14 protein-coding genes, 2 pseudogenes and 1 other annotated feature are annotated in these 17,684 nt (G+C 67.3%); of the genes and pseudogenes, 9 read left to right on the forward strand and 7 right to left on the reverse strand.

What is annotated here, in order from left to right; all coding sequences use genetic code 11:
* The first annotated feature begins 23 nt into the window (after nt 1-23).
* The 4 genes from V5F53_RS07585 (at nt 24) to metG (ending at nt 4,622) form a co-directional block, all read left to right on the forward strand.
* On the forward strand, nt 24-1,229 hold the full coding sequence (locus V5F53_RS07585) for a D-alanyl-D-alanine carboxypeptidase family protein (protein ID WP_393996569.1): 1,206 nt from the start codon (nt 24-26) through the stop codon (nt 1,227-1,229).
* 70 nt (nt 1,230-1,299) lie between these two features.
* On the forward strand, nt 1,300-1,968 hold the full coding sequence (tmk, locus tag V5F53_RS07590; RefSeq protein ID WP_393996568.1) for a dTMP kinase: 669 nt from the start codon (nt 1,300-1,302) through the stop codon (nt 1,966-1,968).
* A gap of 10 nt (nt 1,969-1,978) precedes the next feature.
* Nucleotides 1,979-3,013 (forward strand): DNA polymerase III subunit delta', encoded by a 1,035-nt coding sequence (locus tag V5F53_RS07595; protein ID WP_393996567.1) that lies wholly within the window; start codon nt 1,979-1,981, stop codon nt 3,011-3,013.
* A gap of 49 nt (nt 3,014-3,062) precedes the next feature.
* Nucleotides 3,063-4,622 carry a methionine--tRNA ligase gene (metG, locus tag V5F53_RS07600; RefSeq protein WP_393996566.1) on the forward strand — a complete coding sequence of 520 codons (1,560 nt, stop codon included), beginning with the start codon at nt 3,063-3,065 and terminating at the stop codon, nt 4,620-4,622.
* 555 nt (nt 4,623-5,177) lie between these two features.
* On the opposite strand, the gene V5F53_RS07605 is transcribed toward metG, so the two are convergent.
* The 6 genes from V5F53_RS07605 to V5F53_RS07630 all read right to left on the reverse strand — a co-directional run bounded on the left by V5F53_RS07605 (nt 5,178) and on the right by V5F53_RS07630 (nt 11,967).
* Nucleotides 5,178-6,842 (reverse strand): Na/Pi symporter, encoded by a 1,665-nt coding sequence (locus V5F53_RS07605; protein ID WP_393996565.1) that lies wholly within the window; start codon nt 6,840-6,842, stop codon nt 5,178-5,180.
* 559 nt (nt 6,843-7,401) lie between these two features.
* Nucleotides 7,402-8,334, reverse strand: a complete 933-nt coding sequence (locus V5F53_RS07610) for a carbon-nitrogen hydrolase family protein (protein ID WP_393996564.1) — start codon at nt 8,332-8,334, stop codon at nt 7,402-7,404.
* 6 nt (nt 8,335-8,340) lie between these two features.
* Entirely contained in the window at nt 8,341-9,114 is a 774-nt protein-coding gene (locus V5F53_RS07615; RefSeq protein ID WP_393996563.1) for a flavin reductase family protein, read from the reverse strand.
* Nucleotides 9,115-9,210: 96 nt separating this feature from the next.
* Entirely contained in the window at nt 9,211-10,266 is a 1,056-nt protein-coding gene (locus tag V5F53_RS07620; protein ID WP_393996562.1) for an ABC transporter substrate-binding protein, read from the reverse strand.
* Nucleotides 10,267-10,268: 2 nt separating this feature from the next.
* Nucleotides 10,269-11,111, reverse strand: a complete 843-nt coding sequence (locus V5F53_RS07625) for an ABC transporter ATP-binding protein (protein WP_393996561.1) — start codon at nt 11,109-11,111, stop codon at nt 10,269-10,271.
* 10 nt (nt 11,112-11,121) lie between these two features.
* The gene (locus V5F53_RS07630) at nt 11,122-11,967 is read right to left on the reverse strand and encodes an ABC transporter permease (RefSeq protein WP_393996560.1); all 846 of its coding nucleotides are present in this window, start codon (nt 11,965-11,967) and stop codon (nt 11,122-11,124) included.
* 262 nt (nt 11,968-12,229) lie between these two features.
* On the opposite strand from V5F53_RS07630, the gene V5F53_RS07635 reads away from it, so the two are divergent.
* The 4 genes and pseudogenes from V5F53_RS07635 to V5F53_RS07650 all read left to right on the forward strand — a co-directional run.
* Nucleotides 12,230-12,985 carry a TrmB family transcriptional regulator gene (locus tag V5F53_RS07635; protein WP_393996559.1) on the forward strand — a complete coding sequence of 252 codons (756 nt, stop codon included), beginning with the start codon at nt 12,230-12,232 and terminating at the stop codon, nt 12,983-12,985.
* A 441-nt stretch (nt 12,986-13,426) separates the two neighbouring features.
* On the forward strand, nt 13,427-14,008 hold the full coding sequence (locus V5F53_RS07640) for a beta-barrel domain-containing protein (RefSeq protein ID WP_393996558.1): 582 nt from the start codon (nt 13,427-13,429) through the stop codon (nt 14,006-14,008).
* An 83-nt stretch (nt 14,009-14,091) separates the two neighbouring features.
* Entirely contained in the window at nt 14,092-14,949 is an 858-nt protein-coding gene (locus V5F53_RS07645) for a hypothetical protein (RefSeq protein WP_393996557.1), read from the forward strand.
* Between the two features lie 57 nt (nt 14,950-15,006).
* A pseudogene (locus V5F53_RS07650) lies at nt 15,007-15,344 on the forward strand (hypothetical protein); the annotation flags it as partial.
* Between the two features lie 41 nt (nt 15,345-15,385).
* On the opposite strand, the pseudogene V5F53_RS07655 reads toward V5F53_RS07650, so the two are convergent.
* Nucleotides 15,386-16,632: pseudogene (locus tag V5F53_RS07655) on the reverse strand (IS3 family transposase).
* Nucleotides 16,218-16,347 (reverse strand) — a sequence feature (AL1L pseudoknot). It overlaps the preceding pseudogene by 130 nt.
* Nucleotides 16,633-16,885: 253 nt before the next feature.
* Between V5F53_RS07655 and V5F53_RS07660 the strand changes: the two are divergent.
* Nucleotides 16,886-17,671, forward strand: coding sequence for a hypothetical protein (locus tag V5F53_RS07660; protein WP_393996556.1), 786 nt, complete (start codon nt 16,886-16,888; stop codon nt 17,669-17,671).
* Nucleotides 17,672-17,684: the final 13 nt, after the last annotated feature.

Here is a 17,684-nt window from a genome sequence, read left to right on the forward strand (position 1 = left end):
GCGTCGGAAACGGGTCTCGCCACGTGAGCACGCGCATCCTGTCCCTTCTCCTCATGGCGCTCCTGCTGGTGGGCGGCCTGCAGGGCGCCACGCCGGCGGCGGCGCAGAGCACCTTCCAGGCGCATGTTCCCGCCGCCATTCTGGTGGATTACGACACCGGCACCATCCTTTACGAGAAGGATGCCGACCGGCCCCTGCCGCCCTCCAGCCTCGTGAAGGTGATGACGGCGGCCGTCGTCTTCGGCCAGATCAAGGCCGGCAAGATCACGCCGGACACCCCCTTCCTCGTCAGCGTCAACGCGTGGCGGCGGGGCGGCGGCCCGTCCGGCGGGGCGGCCATGTTCGCGGAGGTGAACAAGCCGGTGCGGGTGGCGGACCTGCTCGCCGGTGCCCTGGTCGTCTCCGGCAACGACGCCGCCATCGCGCTGGCCGAGGGGGTGTCAGGCACCGAGAGCGAGTTCGCCGGGCTGATGAACCAGACCGCCAGGGCCATCGGCATGACCAACAGCGACTTCCGCAACGCCACCGGCTTCGCCGATCCGGCCCAGGTCTCCACCGCGCGGGACCTCGCGACCCTCGCCCAGCACGTCATCCGCACCTATCCCGACAATTATGCGGTGTTCGCGCAGCCGGGAATCGACTGGAACAAGATCAAGCAGCGCAACCGCAACACCCTGCTCAGCGCCGGGGTCGGCGCCGATGGCCTGCAGCAGGCCTGGCTCAAGGAGGGCGGCTATCACCTGCTGGGCTCGGCGGTGGAGAACGGCCAGCGGCTGGTGGTGGTGGTGCTCGGCGCCAAGACCGAGAAGGAGCGCCTCGACGAGGCGCGGAAGCTGCTGGAGTGGGGGTTCCAGTCGTTCCAGCAGCGCCAGATCTTCGCCGACGGTGCAGAGGTCGGCCGGGCACAGGTGTTCGGCGGCGCCAGCGGCTCGGTGGGGCTGGCGGCGCGCGGGCCGGTGCGGGTGCTCACCTCGCGCCGGGGCGGCGAGAAGATCACCGGCCGGGTGTCCTACACCGGCCCCTTGCGGGCGCCGGTGGCCCGGGGCACGCAGGTCGGGCAGTTGGAGATCACGCGGGGTGACATCAAGGTGCTGGACGTGCCGCTCTACACCACCGCCGACGTGCCGGTGGGCTCGCTGTGGGACCGCGCGTTGGACGGCGGCATGACCTTCCTCGGGGATTCCGCGCGCGATGTCGTGGCGCAGGCGGTCGCGAAGCTGCATAAGTGACGGCCCGAACCCAGGCGCTCCATTCCATGACCCTGCCGCTTTGCTCTCCCCGCCCCTGCCGCGCCGCCCCATGAGTGCGCGCGGCTGGTTCATCACCCTGGAAGGCGGCGAGGGCACGGGCAAGTCCACCCAGGCGCGCCTGCTGGCGGCGCATCTGCACGCGCGCGGCCTGGAGGTGGTGGAAACGCGCGAGCCGGGCGGTTCTCCCGGGGCCGAGGCCGTGCGCCACGTGCTGCTGTCCGGCGCCGCCGAGCCGCTGGGGCCCGGGGTGGAGGCCCTGCTGTTCGCGGCAGCGCGGGCCGACCACGTGGAGACCCGCATCGCCCCGGCGCTGGCGCGCGGCCAGGTGGTGGTGTGCGACCGCTTCATCGATTCGACCCGGGTCTACCAGGGCGCGGTCGGCCGCGTGGAACCGGAGCTGCTGCGACAACTGGAGCGCGTCTGCGTGCGGACGCGGCCGGACCTGACGCTGGTGCTCGACGTGCCGCCCCAGGTGGGGCTGGCGCGCGCGGCCGCCCGGGGCAAGGGCGCGGTGGCGGACCGCTTCGAAAAGGAGGGGCCCGCCTATCACGCCGCCGTGCGCGAGGCCTTCCTGGCGCTGGCCGCCGCCGACCCCGACCGATGCGCCGTCATCGACGCCACGCCGCCCGCCGATGCGGTGGCCGCCGGCATTGCCGCGCTGGTGGACGCGCGCCTCGCCCTCGTCGCCGGCACCGCCGCCGTCGAGGCCGCCCCATGAGCAAGACCCCATGAGCGAAACCCTGGCCGGGGACGCGCTGCCGGGCGCACCCCACCCGCGCGCGCAGGACCGGCTGTTCGGCCACGCCACCGTGGAGGCGGACCTCGCCGCCGACTGGCGGGCGGGGCGGTTGCCGCATGCGCTGCTGCTCGGCGGCCCCGAGGGCGTGGGCAAGGCGACCCTGGCCTATCGGCTGGCGCGGGCGGTGCTGGCGGGGGGAGCCGCGCTGGCGGGGCCGCGGCCGCTGGACCTGCCGGCCCAGCACCCGGTGTTCCGCCAGGTCGCCTCCCTCACCCATCCCGACCTGCTGGCGCTGCGCCGGGTGCCGGAGGCGGGCGAGGAGAAGATTCCCACCGTCATTCCCGCCGAGATGGTGCGCCGGGTGCGCAGCTTCTTCGGCGCCACCGCCGCCGGCGGCGGCTGGCGGATCTGCGTGGTGGACGCGGTGGACGAGCTGAACGCCTTCGGCGCCAACGCCCTGCTGAAAACCCTGGAGGAGCCGCCACCGCGGGCGCTGTTCCTGCTCATTTCCCATGCACCGGGGCGGGTGCTGCCCACCATCCGCTCGCGCACCCGGCTGGTGCGGCTGCGGCCGCTGGCCACCGAGGACGTGCTCGGCGCGCTCGATCACCTGCGCACCCAGGAGGTGGAGCTGGACCCGGCGCTGCTGCCGGCGGCGGCGGAGGCGAGCCAGGGCAGCGTGCGCCGGGCGGTGGTGCTGGCGCGCGGCGAGGGCATGGAGGTGCGCGCCGCCACCCTGCGCGCCCTCGGCCAGCTCCCCGCCCCCCGCGCCGAGGAACTGCACGCCCTGGGCGCCCGGCTCCAGGGCGACCGCGGCGACGGCCTCGCCCTGTTCACCGAGGCGGTGAGCGACTACATCGCCACCCGCGCCACCAGCGGCGAGGAGCCGGTCCATCGCCTTGTCCGGCTCGGCGAGGTATGGGAGAAGGTGCGGCGCGGCGCGAGCGAGGCGGATGTCTTCAATCTCGATCGCAAGGCGCTGGTGTTCCGCATCTTTGCCGACCTTGCCGACGCCGTGCGCTAGACTGGCGCGCCGGCCGGCCTGTCGCCGGCGAACCCGTTCGAGCTGCCCCATGTCGACGAAGCCGCCGTTCTACATCACCACCGCAATCGCCTATCCCAATGGCGTGCCGCACATGGGCCATGCCTACGAAGCCATCGCCTCCGATTGCATCGCCCGCTTCATGCGGCTCGATGGCCATGACGTGCGCTTCCTCACCGGCACCGACGAGCACGGCATCAAGATGCTCCAGACCGCCCAGAAGGCGGGCCTCACCCCGCGCGAGCTGGTGGAGCGCAACGTTCCGCGCTTTGAGGCCATGGTGGAGGCGTTCGGCCTGTCGGTGGACGATTTCATCCGCACCACCCAGGAGCGGCATCGCCACGCCAGCCAGGCCATCTGGGAGAAGATGGCGGCGCGGGGCGACATCTATAAATCCACCTATTCCGGCTGGTATTCGGTCCGCGACGAAGCCTATTACGCCGAGAGCGAGACGGCGCTGAACGCCGACGGCGTGCGCCTCGGCCCCCAGGGCACGCCGGTGGAGTGGGTGGAGGAGGAGAGCTACTTCTTCCGCCTGTCCGCCTACCAGGACCGGCTGCTGGCCCATTACGCGGAGAATCCCGGCTTCATCATGCCGGAAGCGCGGCGCAACGAGGTCGTGAGCTTCGTCTCCGGCGGCCTGCAGGATCTCTCCATCTCCCGCACCACCTTCGACTGGGGCATTCCAGTGCCGGGCGATTCCAAGCACATCATGTATGTGTGGGTGGATGCGCTGACCAACTACATCACCGCGCTGGGCTATCCCGATACCGAGGGGGAGCTGTTCAAGCGCTATTGGCCGGCCGATCTGCACGTCATCGGCAAGGACATCATCCGCTTCCACGCGGTCTACTGGCCGGCCTTCCTGTGGTCGGCGGGGCTGGAGGCGCCCAGGCGCGTGTTCGGCCACGGCTTCCTGTTCAATCGCGGGGAGAAGATGTCGAAGTCGGTGGGCAATGTGATCGACCCGTTCGACCTCGTGGCCAATTACGGCGTCGACGCCATCCGCTATTTCTTCCTGCGCGAGGTGTCGTTCGGCCAGGACGGGTCCTACAGCCACGAGGCCATCGTGGCGCGCATGAATGCCGATCTCGCCAACGATCTCGGCAACCTCGCCCAGCGCTCCTTGTCCATGATCGCCAAGAATCTCGACGGCGTGGCGCCGCAGCCGGGACCGCTGCTGCCCGACGACGAGCTGATTTTGGGCCAGGCCGACGCCATCGTCGAGAAGGCGCGGGAGGCCATGGCCACACAGGCCATCACTGTCTATCTCAACGCGGTGTGGGCGGTGGTGGCCGATGCCAACCGCTATTTCGCCGCCCAGGCCCCCTGGGCCCTGCGCAAGACCGACCCCGCCCGCATGGCCACCGTGCTGTGGGTGACGGCGGAGGTGATCCGGCAAGTGGGCATCCTGGTGCAGCCGGTGATGCCGGAGAGCGCCGCCAGACTGCTCGACCTCGTCGCCGTTCCGGCGGACGAGCGCGGCTTCGACCGGCTCGGCCCGGACGGCCGGCTCCCGGCGGGGCGGACCCTGCCCGCCCCGGTCGGCGTGTTCCCGCGCTATGTGGAACCGGATACCGCTGCCACTTGAGCGGCAGCAGCGGCCACCGGTCGCCCGCCACAGGCCTCGGCGGCATGACTGGGCCTTATGCCTGGAAGGCCGGCTGGATCGACTGACCGTTCCAGCCGGAAACCGCCGCGCGCGGACACCGCGACCGACCGCGCCACCGGTGCGTCCGGCTCCCGCCCACAAGGGCCGCCCGGGCCCCGGCGGGACGCGGTGGAGCCGAATGCGGCGAAGCCAGGCGCGTGGCAGATCCCCCGGCCACGGGCGGCCACCGACCCAAGTCCGGCCTGCCGTCATCGCGAATCGCACCACACGACCCGCCGCGCTGCGGCCGGCCGTGCGGGGGAAGGTGGACACGGTCCGGCCCAATGGGCCGGACGCGCCGCCCTGCTCCCGGCGGCGCCCTGAGGCGCGGCGATGCCCCCTCCCCGCTCCGGCGTCGGCGACAAACGCGAGGCGGAAGAGCCTGGGACACCACGATCCGCGAAAGCTGCGGCCCGAGCCCCGCCCCGGCGGCACGGACGGCGGGCTGCCCCCACCGCGCCAACCGGGCGCGGCGGGGCGTCGCGCATGAGCGCCTCAGGCGCCCGCCAGCGCCTCGCGCCGCACAGTGGCGCCCAGCGGACCGTCCGCGAGATTGAGCGTCAGGCGGCGGAGCAGCCAGGCGGTCTGCTCCAGGTGGTCCATGGTGGACCAGAGCTGCTGGCGCTGCTCGGCATTGAGGTCCGGCGCGCGGCTCAGCAGATCCTGGCGCATCTTGCGCAGAACGTCGGACCGTTCGCCGGTAAGCGCCCGGATGGTGGTGATGGAATGCCGGTCGAAGCTCTCCAGCTCGGCGATGACGGATGTCAGCATCGCGTGGGTCGCCTCGGACAGGCTCGCGGCGGTTTCGGCGAGCTCGGGCACCTTGCCGAGATCGAGCAGGTTCTTCCCCATGGCGCCGAGGGCCGCATGCAGGCCGTGCAGGCTCTGGTTGGAATTCCACAGGCCCATGAGCGCGTCCTGCTCGGCCTGGGTTCCGGGGTTTTGCAGGGCCCGCTTCAGGAAGGTGTCGATGTCCCGGGCCAATTCGTCGCCGGCCTTGCGCAGATCGGCGGGGGAGGCATTGACCGCGTTGGTGATGGTGTCGTCATCGTCGGGCGTCGGGCCGGGGTTGTTGCGCGCGCGATCAAGGAAATGCGGCAGCCGCCGCACCAGCCGGCGCTGTTCCTGCTCCGCCAGGGTCACCGCGGTGACCGACTGCCCCTCCACCAGGCTGTTGATGTAAAGCGGCTTGCTCAAGCTCTCCTCGGCGGTCGGCGGGCTCCAGCGCTCCACCAGGGCGAACAGAGGCCCGTTCATGGCCGAGGCGGTCACGGCGGAGACGATCTGGAACAGCCAATGCATCGCCGTCACCTGCAGCGCCGCATCGCTGGTGACGCCGGTGATGAGCGCGCGGACGAGCGGTACGCCGGTATAATGCTCGAAGGTGAGGAGCGGCAGCAGGATGACGGTCCCGATCAGCTTCAGCACCAGCTGGTAGAGGTTCAGTTGGCGCGCCGTGCCCTTCAGGTTGGCGCCCTGGGCCACGGTCATGATGCCCGAGCCGAGGTTGGCGCCCACCACGATGAGGAAGGTCTGGTCGATCGCCAGCACGCCGGCGGCCGCGAGCGCCACCGCGATCACCGACACCGTCTGCCCCTGCACCACGGAGGCCAGCGCCGTGCCGGCGATGAAGCCCCAGAAATAGAAGCTGTCCGCGAACGCCAGCACGGCGCGCAGCGTCTCGGACTCCCGCAGCGCCGTGGAGGACTGGACCGTCATCTGCACGCCGTAAAGCAGCAGGAACAGGCCCAGCATGGCCGCGATCAGGTTGCGGTAGCGGGCATCGCGATCGTAGCCCACCAGAAAGGCGAGGCCGATCACGGCGATGCCGGTGAGGATGGCGAGATCGAGGTCGAACGAGGCCAAGAGCAGGCGCAGCGTCGCGCCGGCATAGGACCATGTCACGATCGGCATCGCGCTGCGGACCGTGGCCGCGCCCGCCGAGACAAGGCCGATGACGATGAAGGTGACGGCGTTGGTGCTCTGGATCGTGGCCCCCGCCACGATGCCGACGAGGGAGGCCCGCAACGGATGGCCGGTGGCCCGCGCCACGATGCGCTGAAATCCAGGCCCAACCACCTGCTTCATGTTGGCGGTCAGATATTGGGTGCCGATGAAAATGAAGCCGAGGCCGGCAAGCAGCCCTATTATGACGGCCATGAACACTCTCCCCCAGGAAACTGCGGACTGGGCAAACGGCCGCCCCTCCCCCGGGTGGAACGTCCGCGCGCCCTTGGAGCGACGCTGCGGTACGCACCGGCGCGGACCTTACCCCATCCTCTCCATCGGGTCTGGATTTTTGCCGCCGGCGAAGCCTCCGTCACGCGCGCCGTCCGTCCCCCTCGCCGGGGCCGTGAACACATCCGGCGCCTGCGATCACCCCTACCGGGGATCGCCTGGGATCGGGCCCCGTTGGCGCCGCACGACCCGGGTGCGGATGGGTCGCCGCGCTCCGCGATGACCGTATCGGCGCCGGTCCGCGCCATCCGCGAAATGCCATCCGCTTGTGCGCGAACTCTCAGGTTCTTGCTTGAGGTCACGCCCGGCCCCGCATCTGAGCGCGGACGATTGCCCGCGACCCGCGCTTCAGTGCTTTGCTGAAGGCTTCCCCATGCAAACGGGCGTGCCGCGCGCCATGACGGAATCTCAATTGGAGCCCAAGGCGCGGACAGCCGATCTTCCGCGCCTTGGGGCTTGTCCAGAGGGGGATGTTCGCTCTTCACCCGTGGTCGCGCAGGACCACCGGAGCTTGGGGGGCTTCATCGACCCGCAAGGTGAAAAGATCCGGCCGCGCGTAGTGGCCGACGGGATCGAAGTCCAGGCGCGCGCCCAGCAGATCGTCGAGGTCGATCTCTGCGGTGAGGATGCCTTCCTCGTCCACCAGGGGGCCGGCCAGCAGTTCGCCCAGGGGGCCGACGATCACCGAGCGGCCGTGCATCATCCACGCGTCGGGCTCCGCCTCGATGCGGCTCGCGTAGTCTTCCGGGAAGTCGGAGCGGCGCATCACCTGGCAGGCGCCGATGACGAAGCAGCGGCCCTCCATCGCCACGTGCCGCATGGTGGAAATCCAGGTCTCGCGGTCGTCGGCGGTGGGCGCGGCCCAGATCTGCACACCCTTGGCGTAATAGGCCGCCCGCATCAGCGGCATGTAGTGCTCCCAGCAGATCGCCCCGCCGAGCTTGCCGAACGGCGTGTCGACCACGCTCAGGGTGGAGCCGTCGCCGAAGCCCCAGACCAGACGCTCGGAGCCGGTGGGCATCAGCTTGCGATGCTTGCCCAGCAAGGCGCCGGGACCGACATACAGCGCCGTGCAATGGAGGGTCCCGCCGTCGCGCTCGATGACGCCGACCACGGCGTGGATGTCATGTTCCGCGCAGGCCGCCACCAGTTGGTCCACCTCCGGCCCCGGCACGGTGATCGCGCCTCGCACATAGCGGGCGAAGTCCGCCCGGCCCTCGGCCGTGCGCCGGCCGATGCTGCAGCCGAAATCGAGCCCCTTGGGATAGCCGCCGATGAAGGCTTCGGGGAACACCGCGATCTTCGCCCCGGTGGCGGCGGCCTCGGCGATCAGCGCGACGGTGCGCGCGGTTGCGGCGGGGCCGTCGAAGGGAATGGTTGCGGCCTGAACCGCGGCCACCTTGATCTTGGACATTTCCGGTCATTCCTTGTGGTGGGACGCGACGCCTGCGGCCGCGCCGTTCCAGAGCGGGCGATGCAGGTCGAACAGGTCGCGCGTGCGGGTATAGGCGGTGGGGCCATGCATGCGGCCCACGAGGTCGAGGGCGACGCCGTCGACCCTCGGCCGCGCGGGATCGCCGGTCAGCACATGGGCGGCGTAATGGGCGTGCAGCACCTCGCCCACCACCAGCAGCTGGCCGGGACCGGTGTCCAGCATATGGGTCATGCGGCATTCGAGGCCGACCGGGGATTCGGCGATGCGCGGCGGCCGCACGGCGATGCTGGGCCGGGTGTGCAGCCCCGCGAGCGCGGTCTCATCCACCTCCGGGGGCGCATCCACGCAGGTGAGGTTCATGGCTTCCGCGAGCGCATGGGGCACGAGATTAACCACGAACTCCCCATTGGCGCGGATGTTGGCCGCGGTGTCCTTCGCTCGTCCGGGCCGCGCCAGGATCCCCAGCGCCACCACCGGCCGGTCCGCCCCGAAGAGGTTGAAGAATGAATAGGGAGCAGCATTCACCCCCCCGTCCACGTCACAGGTGACGACCCACGCCACCGGGCGCGGCAGGATGGTGGACGCCAGCAGCCGGTAGCGCGCCTCGGCGGACAATGCGCTGAAGTCGAAATGACGCGTCGGCGGCGCGGGGTTGCCCGCGTCATCGCCCTCCGCCGTCGTCCCCGGCGCGGCGGGCGCGCCGGCGGCAGGGTTCGGCGTGCCGGTTTTCGGTATATCGGTTGTCGGTGTGCCGGTCATGGGTGCCCCACGAACCCGTCCCCGGCTGGCCGGGGCGGGCGGATGCCGATGGCGCCTGGCGCCATCGGTTGGATCAGGAAGCGGAGCGAAGGGCGATCAGGCGCGCAGGATCTTCACGCTCTTGACGTCGAAGCCGCCGGCCGCGATCTCCTTGTCCACCTCGCCGGCGATGGCCGTGTTGATGAACTTCGGCACATCGGGAAGGCGCGGCAGGAGCTTGGCCTCGACGCCCCACTTGGCGAGCGTCTCCATCTGCGCGATCTGGGCGGGCGAGAGCGCCACCTTGATGTCGGTGAAGGTCTTCGCGCTCCAGGCGGGGTCGTAGCTGGAGGCCTTCTGGAGCACCGGCTCCGGGATGTTCTTGGCGGGTTCGAGCGAGCGGAACCAGCTGTTGGCCAGATCGTTGTTCTGCGCCGCGAAGAACAGGGCCTGCGCATTGGCCAGCAGCAGGCGCCGCAGCACGTCCGGCTTCTGCTGGAGGAAGCGGTTGTTGGCGGCGAGCACGATCACCGGGCTCAGATTTTCGGAGACGACCACCGCGTGGCCCGAGCTCTCGAAATAGCTGACGAACGGATCGTAGGTGAAGAAGGCGTCGATGCGCTGCGACCCCACCGCATCGGCCAGCTCCGCCGGGCCGACATTGACAAAGGTCATGTCCTTGCCGGGCACGAGGCCCGCCTTCAGCACCGCGTCCTGCGCGTTCTGGAAGGCGGTGATGCCGAAGGTGCCGTAGACTTGCTTGCCGCGCAGGTCCTCCATCTTGGTGATGCCGGATTTCTTCGTCGCCAGCACCGCCGAGCGGAAGCGCGCCTGCGAGGAGACGGTGGTCACCGGCGCGCCGATGGCCATGGTGGTCACGGCTGCGAAGTCGGACAAGGTGCCCACGTCGCCGGCACCGGAGACCAATGCTTCGGTGATGGCGGGCGAGGCGGCAAGCTGGATCATCTCCATCTTGAGCCCGTTGCGGGCCGCGATGTCCGTGCGCATCAGGACATGGGCGATCTGGGCCGACACGGTGGTCGTGTTGAACCAGCACATGCGGACGACGTCACCCTCCTGGGCCCGCAGGACCGAGGGAGCGGCCAACGGAAGAGTGGCGGCGAAGCCTGCGGCCAATTGGCCGAAGCGGCGGCGCGAAAGTCCTGAGGTCACGGTTATTCCCCTTTCTGCCATTCCGGCTTGAGCGTCTCCCACAGGTCGTTGACCGTGGAGACGAACCATGGATCGGACCGCATCTCGGCCGTTCGCGGCCTTGGAAGCGGCACCAGAACCTCCTCGCGCACCCGTCCGGGCCGGGGGCTCATCACCACCACGCGGTCGGCCAGGAACACCGCCTCGTCGATGCCGTGGGTGACGAAGATCACCGTCTTGCCGGCCTCCGAGGAGATGCGGGCGATCTCTTCCTGCAAGAGCACGCGGGTCTGGGCGTCGAGCGCGCCGAACGGCTCGTCCATCAGCAGGATGTCGGGGTCCGGCGCCAGCGCGCGGGCGATGGCGGCGCGCTGCTTCATGCCGCCCGACATCTGGTGCGGGAACTTGTCCTCGAACCCGCTCAGATGGACGGTGGCGATGAGCGCGCGCGCCCGCTCGGCCCGCTCGGCCTTCGCCATGCCCTTCGCCTTCAGGCCGAACTCGACGTTCTGCTGCACCGTCATCCAGCCGAACAGCGCATAGTCCTGGAACACCACCGTGCGCGAAGGATCGGGGCGGGTGATCGGCCGGCCATCCTGAAGGAGCTGGCCGGTGGTGGCGGCCTGAAACCCGGCGATGATGCTAAGCAACGTGGACTTGCCGCACCCGGACGGACCGAGCAGCGAGACGAACTCGCCACGGCGGATGCGCAGCGTCACGCCGTCCAGCGCGACGACAGGATCGTCCGAGGCCTTGGTGCCGTAGACCTTGCCGACGTTGCGGATATCGATCTGCACGTCGTCCAGGGACGGCTGGGCCGCCTGGCCCAGGGGGCCTTGGGAGATGAGAGCTGTGGCTGCGGACATGGCTCGTTCCTCAATTGCGCTCGGAGGGCGCCCAGGCGTTCACGCGCCGCTCGATCCGCTCGAGAATGACGGACATGGCGAACCCGACCAGGCCGATGGTCACCATGCCGGCCACCACGTTGTTGATCTGGAACAGCATGCGCGACTGCTGGATCAGGTAGCCGAGCCCGGTCTGGGCGGCGATCAGCTCCGCCGTGACAACGCACATCCAGCCGACGCCGAGCGCGATCCGAAGGCCAGGCAGGATGATCGGCAGCGAGGCGGGGATGAGCACGTCCCAGAACAGCTGCCAGGGCTTGGCACCCAGGCATAGCGCCGCGTTCATCTGGTTGCGGTCGAGGCCGCGGACCGCGGTGTAGGTGGCGACGAACGCCGGGAACACGGCGCCGAGGAAGACCAGGAAGTAGGACGAGGCATCCCCGAGCCCGAACCACAGGATGGTGATGGGAATCCAGGCCAGCGGCGGGATCGGCCGCAGGGCCTCCACCACCGGCCGTACGAAATCCGAAACGGAGCGCCACCAGCCGCAGACCAGGCCGAGCGCCAGCCCGACCACGCACGCCAGCAGGAAGCCCACGGCGACGCGCTGGAGGCTGGCGCCGAGATGAATCCACAGGGAACCGTCCACGGCCAGCTCCCACAGCGCCTGCGCCACGGCCAGCGGCGACGGCAGCAGGAAGCCATCCACCAGGCCCAGCCCCGACACCGCCTGCCAGAAGGCGAAGAACGCGAAAAGACCCAGGCCGGCGCGTACCGACTTGTCGGCCAGAAGCCTCGCCAGGAACATGCTCCTGGCGGCAGGACTGCGCTGGCCGGGCGCGGCCACCAACACGCCAGCATCGGCTTTCGTTCCCATCGGAACACCCTCCTTCGCCCCACCAGCGGGGGCCTCTTTCGCGTATCGAGACATGGGCTAACGATAATTTATGTCGGGAAAATCCGTCAATCTGACTCCCGGCCTCAGCTGGCGATTTAACTGGCAAAATCGCCATTCTACGGCTCAATTCGTTCGCATCACGCCCATTATTTGGGCGTGAGTGGAAAAATTTATCGGTATAAACCGACGGTAGACCCCGCGAAAGAGATCGGACATGCTGGGGCTATCGGGGGGAGCCACAGTGACGGCGGACATCGAAGAGAAACTGGCCCGGATCGGCATCACCGGGACGCTCTACAAGCTCTATCTGACGACGGTCGGCCTGGGCGGGGCCTCGATCACGGACGTGGCGGCGAAGGCGGGGCTCGCGCGCACCACCGCGCACGATGCGCTGGCCAAGCTGGAGGCCGAGGGGCTCGTGCGGTTCGTGGATCACGGCAAGCGACGCTTCGTGGTCGCCCAGGACCCCGGCGTCCTGCTGGAACGCATCGAGGCCCGCCGGCAGATGCTGGAAGACGTCATGCCCCAGTTGCGCTCGATGTATCACCACGAGACCGGCAAGCCGAACGTGCGCTTCCACCCCGGGCCGGACGGCATCCGCACGACGCTGTGGGACACCCTGTCCGGCGGCGCCAAGGTCTTGCGCGCCACGCTTTCCATGAAGGAGCTGATGGCCGAACCGGGGCTCGACGAGATGGAACGCTATCTCAACGAGCGCGCCCGGCGGGGAATCTGGCTGCACGTGATCCGATCGGCGGAACGCGACATCGTCCCCATCTGGCCCTCCAGCCAGGAGCAGCGGCGCGAACTGCGGCATGCTCCCCCTGAGCACAAGCTGGCGATGACCTGCTTCATCTACGGCAACAAGGTCGCCCTGATCTCCTCCGCGCGTGAAAGCTACGGCATGATCATCGACAGCGCCGAGTTCGCCGCGTTTCAAGCCTCCATGTTCGATGCCATGTGGAGCCTGAGCACTCCCGCATCGACCCAACCATAATCCCTCAACCGCCGACCCCACACTGTCGTCACGCGACCCGGCAGGCAGCAACCGTGGCCGAGATGGCCCGGCTCCGTCGGACAGGCAGGCGATTTTGTGAGGCTTGGCTCTGGTGGCCATCACACCGCGCCCTCGACGCCGTTGCCGCCCCTGCGGGCCTTCTCCGGCGTCTTCGTCGAAGGTCGAGCAGGCTGCGCGCGGCTGTGACAGGCGATCGACAGGCCGATCGCGGGCCGCCCCTCGGAACCGGCCTCGAAGGCGACGCACGGGTACTTGAACGAGCGCCAGACAGCCGCGCGATGGAGCCCCTCACGTCGTCCGGCCCTTCCTTCCGCCGAACCGAATCAAGATCAACGCCCTGTCAAGGCTTCGGGGACCGCCTCGCGACGGCACAAGTGGGTCCGGGCCCATGATGCCCGGCACTCGGGTCTTGACCGGCAGATGGCGCAGAAGGCGGCGGAGCTGCGGTCGGTGAAGGCGGTGATCGCCAGGGGCGAGGCGCTGCCATCCCTGCCGAGGGCACAGCTCGCCATGCGCAAGACGTTGATGAGCAAGGGGTTGGGCACAAAGACGCTGCATCTGGAAGCGCGGCGGCTTATGGTGATCGTGCCCATGGGTGGCCGTCTGGAGATCGAGGCGGAGCTGGCGAACCGGGACGCGGACTTCGTGCATGCGGGCCAGGAAACGGAGGTGAAGGTTGAAGCTTTCACCTCCACGCGCTACGGGCTGCTGCACGGCACGGTTGAGAGCGTGAGCCGGGATGCGGTGACGGGCGACGGGTGCGCAGAACGGGCGGGCTCGGGCGAGGCCCCGGCGGGGGACGAGGCGCACCATGCCCGGCAGCCGGGTGATGTGGCGCGGCTTTCGGTGCGGGAGGCGGGCCTTAAGACGGAACACGGCTCCTACCCGATCGAGGCCGGCATGGCGGTAACGGCGGAGATCAAGACTGGCCGCCGCCGCATCATCGACGTCCTCCTCTCCCCATTGCTCAAATATGCCCACGAAGGGGGAAGGGAAAGGTGACGCAGCCCGTGTGCATGGCATGAGGAGGGCATTGAAAATTACGGCCGGCACCCATTGGCGAACATCAGAGGCAGGGCAATGAGATGAGGCTTCTTCGTATACTTTTCATATTTCTTGCGATTATCGTCGCCACTCCCATTGTCGGCGTCATTGTGCTGATGATTATTGCCAGATACGATCAGGGGCCTCATCCCGATGGCACGCGGTGGCCGGTGTTCGGCTCGCGCCCGGCCGGCGCGAGGGCGGCCAGCGGGCCCGCATACAAGGACGTCTGGTTCGGCCGCACCTTGTACCGCCTTCCCGTGCGGAAATACTGGATCTGGGTGCAGCAATATAATGCGGAGCGCGACTACGCGGCCTTCGGCTTCGACGCCCTGGTGCCGGATGCCACCCCCATGGCGGACGACCCTGCCGAAGTCGCCGTTTGGGGAAAGGGCCAGGGCTGGCACCGCAACCTTCATGTCATGGTCGAATATGGAAGGAACCTCATTTCACAGTCGCAAATTCTTGAAAACGCATTTAATGATAACAATGAAATGAAGATTACACTTGAAAAAATGGCAGATGAGCGAGGAATAAAGAATATTCAGAACATCAGTTTTTTAGATTCATCAAAATATACACTTTTATCAAATGGATGTAAAAGATATGATGGGTCATTTATTTCTAGAAATATTATTCAAGCATGTGGAAATGGTGAAGAATTGATATTATTTTCATGCCATACTGTGATGTTTGGAGATATAATTAAGATACCATACCCAGGATGTTCGGTCAGCTTTAAGCTTGATGACAAGGTTGCTGTAGATTATAGTTTTGGATACGACAATTTTGATTTAGCTCCGGACATACACAGGAACCTTGTTGCGTTACTGACTTCATTTCGGGTTGAGGCCAGGGGTGGGATTGAGCTTGAAATGGGTTCGGGTTCTGTCAACTAGGTGTTTGATCCCAGGTTTTGCTGGTGCAGTCTTTTCGCAGGACTGGAAGGATGCGCTCTGGGCCAGGTTCTGCACGGGTGCGCCATAACGACAGAGGCGGTCCGTCGAGCGATACAAGAGAGTCAAGAGAGCCTGAGGGCGCTGGCGAAGCGCTATGGCATCAACCCGAAAACCGTCGCCAAATGGAAGAAGCGGACGTCCTGTGCTGACCTGCCAACCGGACCTGATACCATCGGCCCCGGTCTTCGACCGGTGCCAAGTGGGTCCGCTCACGCGCCGCGCGGGCTTGACCAAAGGCGCCGAGGTCCAGCGTTCTGGCACCGGAGGAAGAGGCGATCATCGTCGCCTTCCGCCGGCATACGTTGCTGCCACTTGACGACTGCCTTTACGCCTTGCATGAACCGCCCCGGCTTCACCGGAGGCCATTTGGTTTAAGTCACGCTGCCATTTTCTGCTCATCGAGCAGCACATAGTAGCGTTCCTCGGCTTCGGCCGGCGGAATGTTGCCGATGGGCTCCAGCAGCCGGCGATGGTTGAACCCGTCGACACAGGTCAGCTTCGCGAACTCGACAGCCTCGAAGGATCGCCAGGGACCCCGCCGATGGATGACCTCGGCCTTGTAGAGGCCATTGATCGTCTCGGCCAAGGCGTTGTCATAGCTGTCACCGACGCGGCCGACGGAGGGCTCGATGCCGGCCTCAGCCCGCCGCTCGGTGTAGCGGATGCTCACATATTGCGAGCCGCGGTCGCTATGGTGCACCAGGCCGCCGCGATGAACAGGGCGGCGCTCATGCAGGGCCTGCTCCAGCGCATCCAGCACGAAGCTGGCATGGGCTGTCCTGCTCACCCGCCAGCCAACGATGCGGCGGGCATAGACGTCGATCACGAAGGCTCGCGTTGTCGAAGCCTGACCAGGTCGACACAGAGGTGAAGTCCGACAGCCACAACCTGTTCGGTGCCGGGGCATGGAAGACCCGGTTCACATGATCGAGCGGGCATGGCGCCGCCTTGTCCCGCACAGTGGTGCGGACCGGCTTGCCGCGGATCACGCCGGCGAGGCCCATCCCCTGCATCAGCCGCTCGACGGTACAACGGCCCACGTCGACCCCGTCGCGCACCATCTGCCGCCAGACCTTGCGTGCCCCGTACACCTCGAAGTTCTCGGCGAACACACGCTCGATCTGGGGCCGCAAGGCCGCGTCCCGCCGCGCCCGTGCCGAACGCTTCGAGGGATCAAGCCGCCGGGCGACATGCGCATGGTAGGTGGATGGGGCGATCGGCAGGACCTTGCAGATCGGCTCTCCCCCATAGGCACCGCGATGATCGTCGATGAACGCGATCATGTCTTCGACCGCAAGTGTTTACAATCTTGCGATCTCCGCCAGGGCGAAATATGCCGACGCCTTGCGCAGGATCTCGTTTGCCTGCCGCAGCTCCCGGTTCTCGCGCTCGAGGGCCTTCAGCTTCGCGGCCATGTCCGTCGATACACCGGCCCGCGTGCCGGCATCCACCTTAAGCCGTCTTCACCCACTCGTTCAGCGAGTGCCCCGGGCAGCCAATCTTCGCCGAGATCGACAACATCGCCTGCCCGCGGGACGGATACGCATGCGCGCGATCCAGCACCCGCCGCACGGCCCGCTCGCGCACCTCGGGGGAGAACTTGTGCGTCGTCTTGCCCGTCATGGCTCCACTCATGGCTCCACCTTCGCAGGCGTTGGAGCCTCCGGCAAACCCGGGGCGGTTCAGTCCGCGGAATGGCGAGCACCTCACACTAGGTCCTGAGCCTCGGCGCGAAATCAACCGTGGAGCATCCAAAAACCGGTTGCACAATCTTTGGTTGATGGTATCAATCAGATGCAACCAACATTGATGTGTGCGGTTGCGAGGCAGCCAATATTCAAACGCAATCAATGGCTCATCAACTGGGAGGATGGTCATGGTCGTAGCGGTTTCCGACGCCTTGTCGTTTATCAAGGATGTGAAGCTTCCGTCGGATGACGATCTGGAAGTTTTCCTCGATAAGCTGAAAAACATTCCGAACGCCTCCTCTTACGCGTTCCGGCTGAACGACAGCGAACAGAGCGCGCAGGTGAATGCCGGCAGCCTCACCTCGTTCACCGAAAAGCTTTCCGGTCAGAACAAGGCGGATGTGCAGAATTCCACCCTGTTCGCCCAGCTCGCGGCCAACAAGGCTTTCGACCGCACCTTGCAGGCCATGGACTGGTACAAGAAATACACGGAGGTTCTGGGCATCATCGGCTGGAACCAGCCCGCCTTCGCGTTCGACACCTACAAGTCTGGCGGCACGACCGTGAGGTTGGACGAGGCGGTTCTCGGCATCCTGGCGGCCATCGCGACCGCTAACGAGGTCGCCATGGTGAAGGCGACCATGGTGGGGCTTGAAGGCCTCAAGGACGATTCGAAGCAGATGTTGATCTGGGATTCGAATGCGAACAGCGGCAGCAATGGCAATTTCCAGATCTTCCCGGTCGACGCCCTTCCCAATGGCGACGTCGTGATGGTGCTCGACGGCATGCAGTTCACCGCGTCCAGCAGCCACTACCGCTTCCTGTGGTGGACCTGGAATTCCAACAGCATCCAGATCCAGCGGGCGGCGAACAAGTTTGTCCTCAACGAATCCGTCTACGCGCGCGTCCGCCAGTCGATCATCGACAAGCTCGGCGACCGCGCGGAGCAGCTCGTCGCCGAAATCGAGATCTGACGCCCCGGTCGCC

Source organism: Xanthobacter cornucopiae, from assembly GCF_043195065.2.
Taxonomy (GTDB): Bacteria; Pseudomonadota; Alphaproteobacteria; order Rhizobiales; family Xanthobacteraceae; genus Xanthobacter.

Bases quoted from the DNA above. Each gene is read 5' to 3' on its own strand.
- tmk (WP_393996568.1), top strand. From the start codon at position 1,300: ATGAGTGCGCGCGGCTGGTTCATCACCCTGGAAGGCGGCGAGGGCACG.
- V5F53_RS07595 (WP_393996567.1), top strand. From the start codon at position 1,979: ATGAGCGAAACCCTGGCCGGGGACGCGCTGCCGGGCGCACCCCACCCG.
- metG (WP_393996566.1), top strand. From the start codon at position 3,063: ATGTCGACGAAGCCGCCGTTCTACATCACCACCGCAATCGCCTATCCC.
- V5F53_RS07605 (WP_393996565.1), bottom strand. From the start codon at position 6,842: ATGGCCGTCATAATAGGGCTGCTTGCCGGCCTCGGCTTCATTTTCATC.
- V5F53_RS07610 (WP_393996564.1), bottom strand. From the start codon at position 8,334: ATGTCCAAGATCAAGGTGGCCGCGGTTCAGGCCGCAACCATTCCCTTC.
- V5F53_RS07615 (WP_393996563.1), bottom strand. From the start codon at position 9,114: ATGACCGGCACACCGACAACCGATATACCGAAAACCGGCACGCCGAAC.
- V5F53_RS07625 (WP_393996561.1), bottom strand. From the start codon at position 11,111: ATGTCCGCAGCCACAGCTCTCATCTCCCAAGGCCCCCTGGGCCAGGCG.
- V5F53_RS07630 (WP_393996560.1), bottom strand. From the start codon at position 11,967: ATGGGAACGAAAGCCGATGCTGGCGTGTTGGTGGCCGCGCCCGGCCAG.
- V5F53_RS07640 (WP_393996558.1), top strand. From the start codon at position 13,427: ATGGCGCAGAAGGCGGCGGAGCTGCGGTCGGTGAAGGCGGTGATCGCC.
- V5F53_RS07645 (WP_393996557.1), top strand. From the start codon at position 14,092: ATGAGGCTTCTTCGTATACTTTTCATATTTCTTGCGATTATCGTCGCC.
- V5F53_RS07660 (WP_393996556.1), top strand. From the start codon at position 16,886: ATGGTCGTAGCGGTTTCCGACGCCTTGTCGTTTATCAAGGATGTGAAG.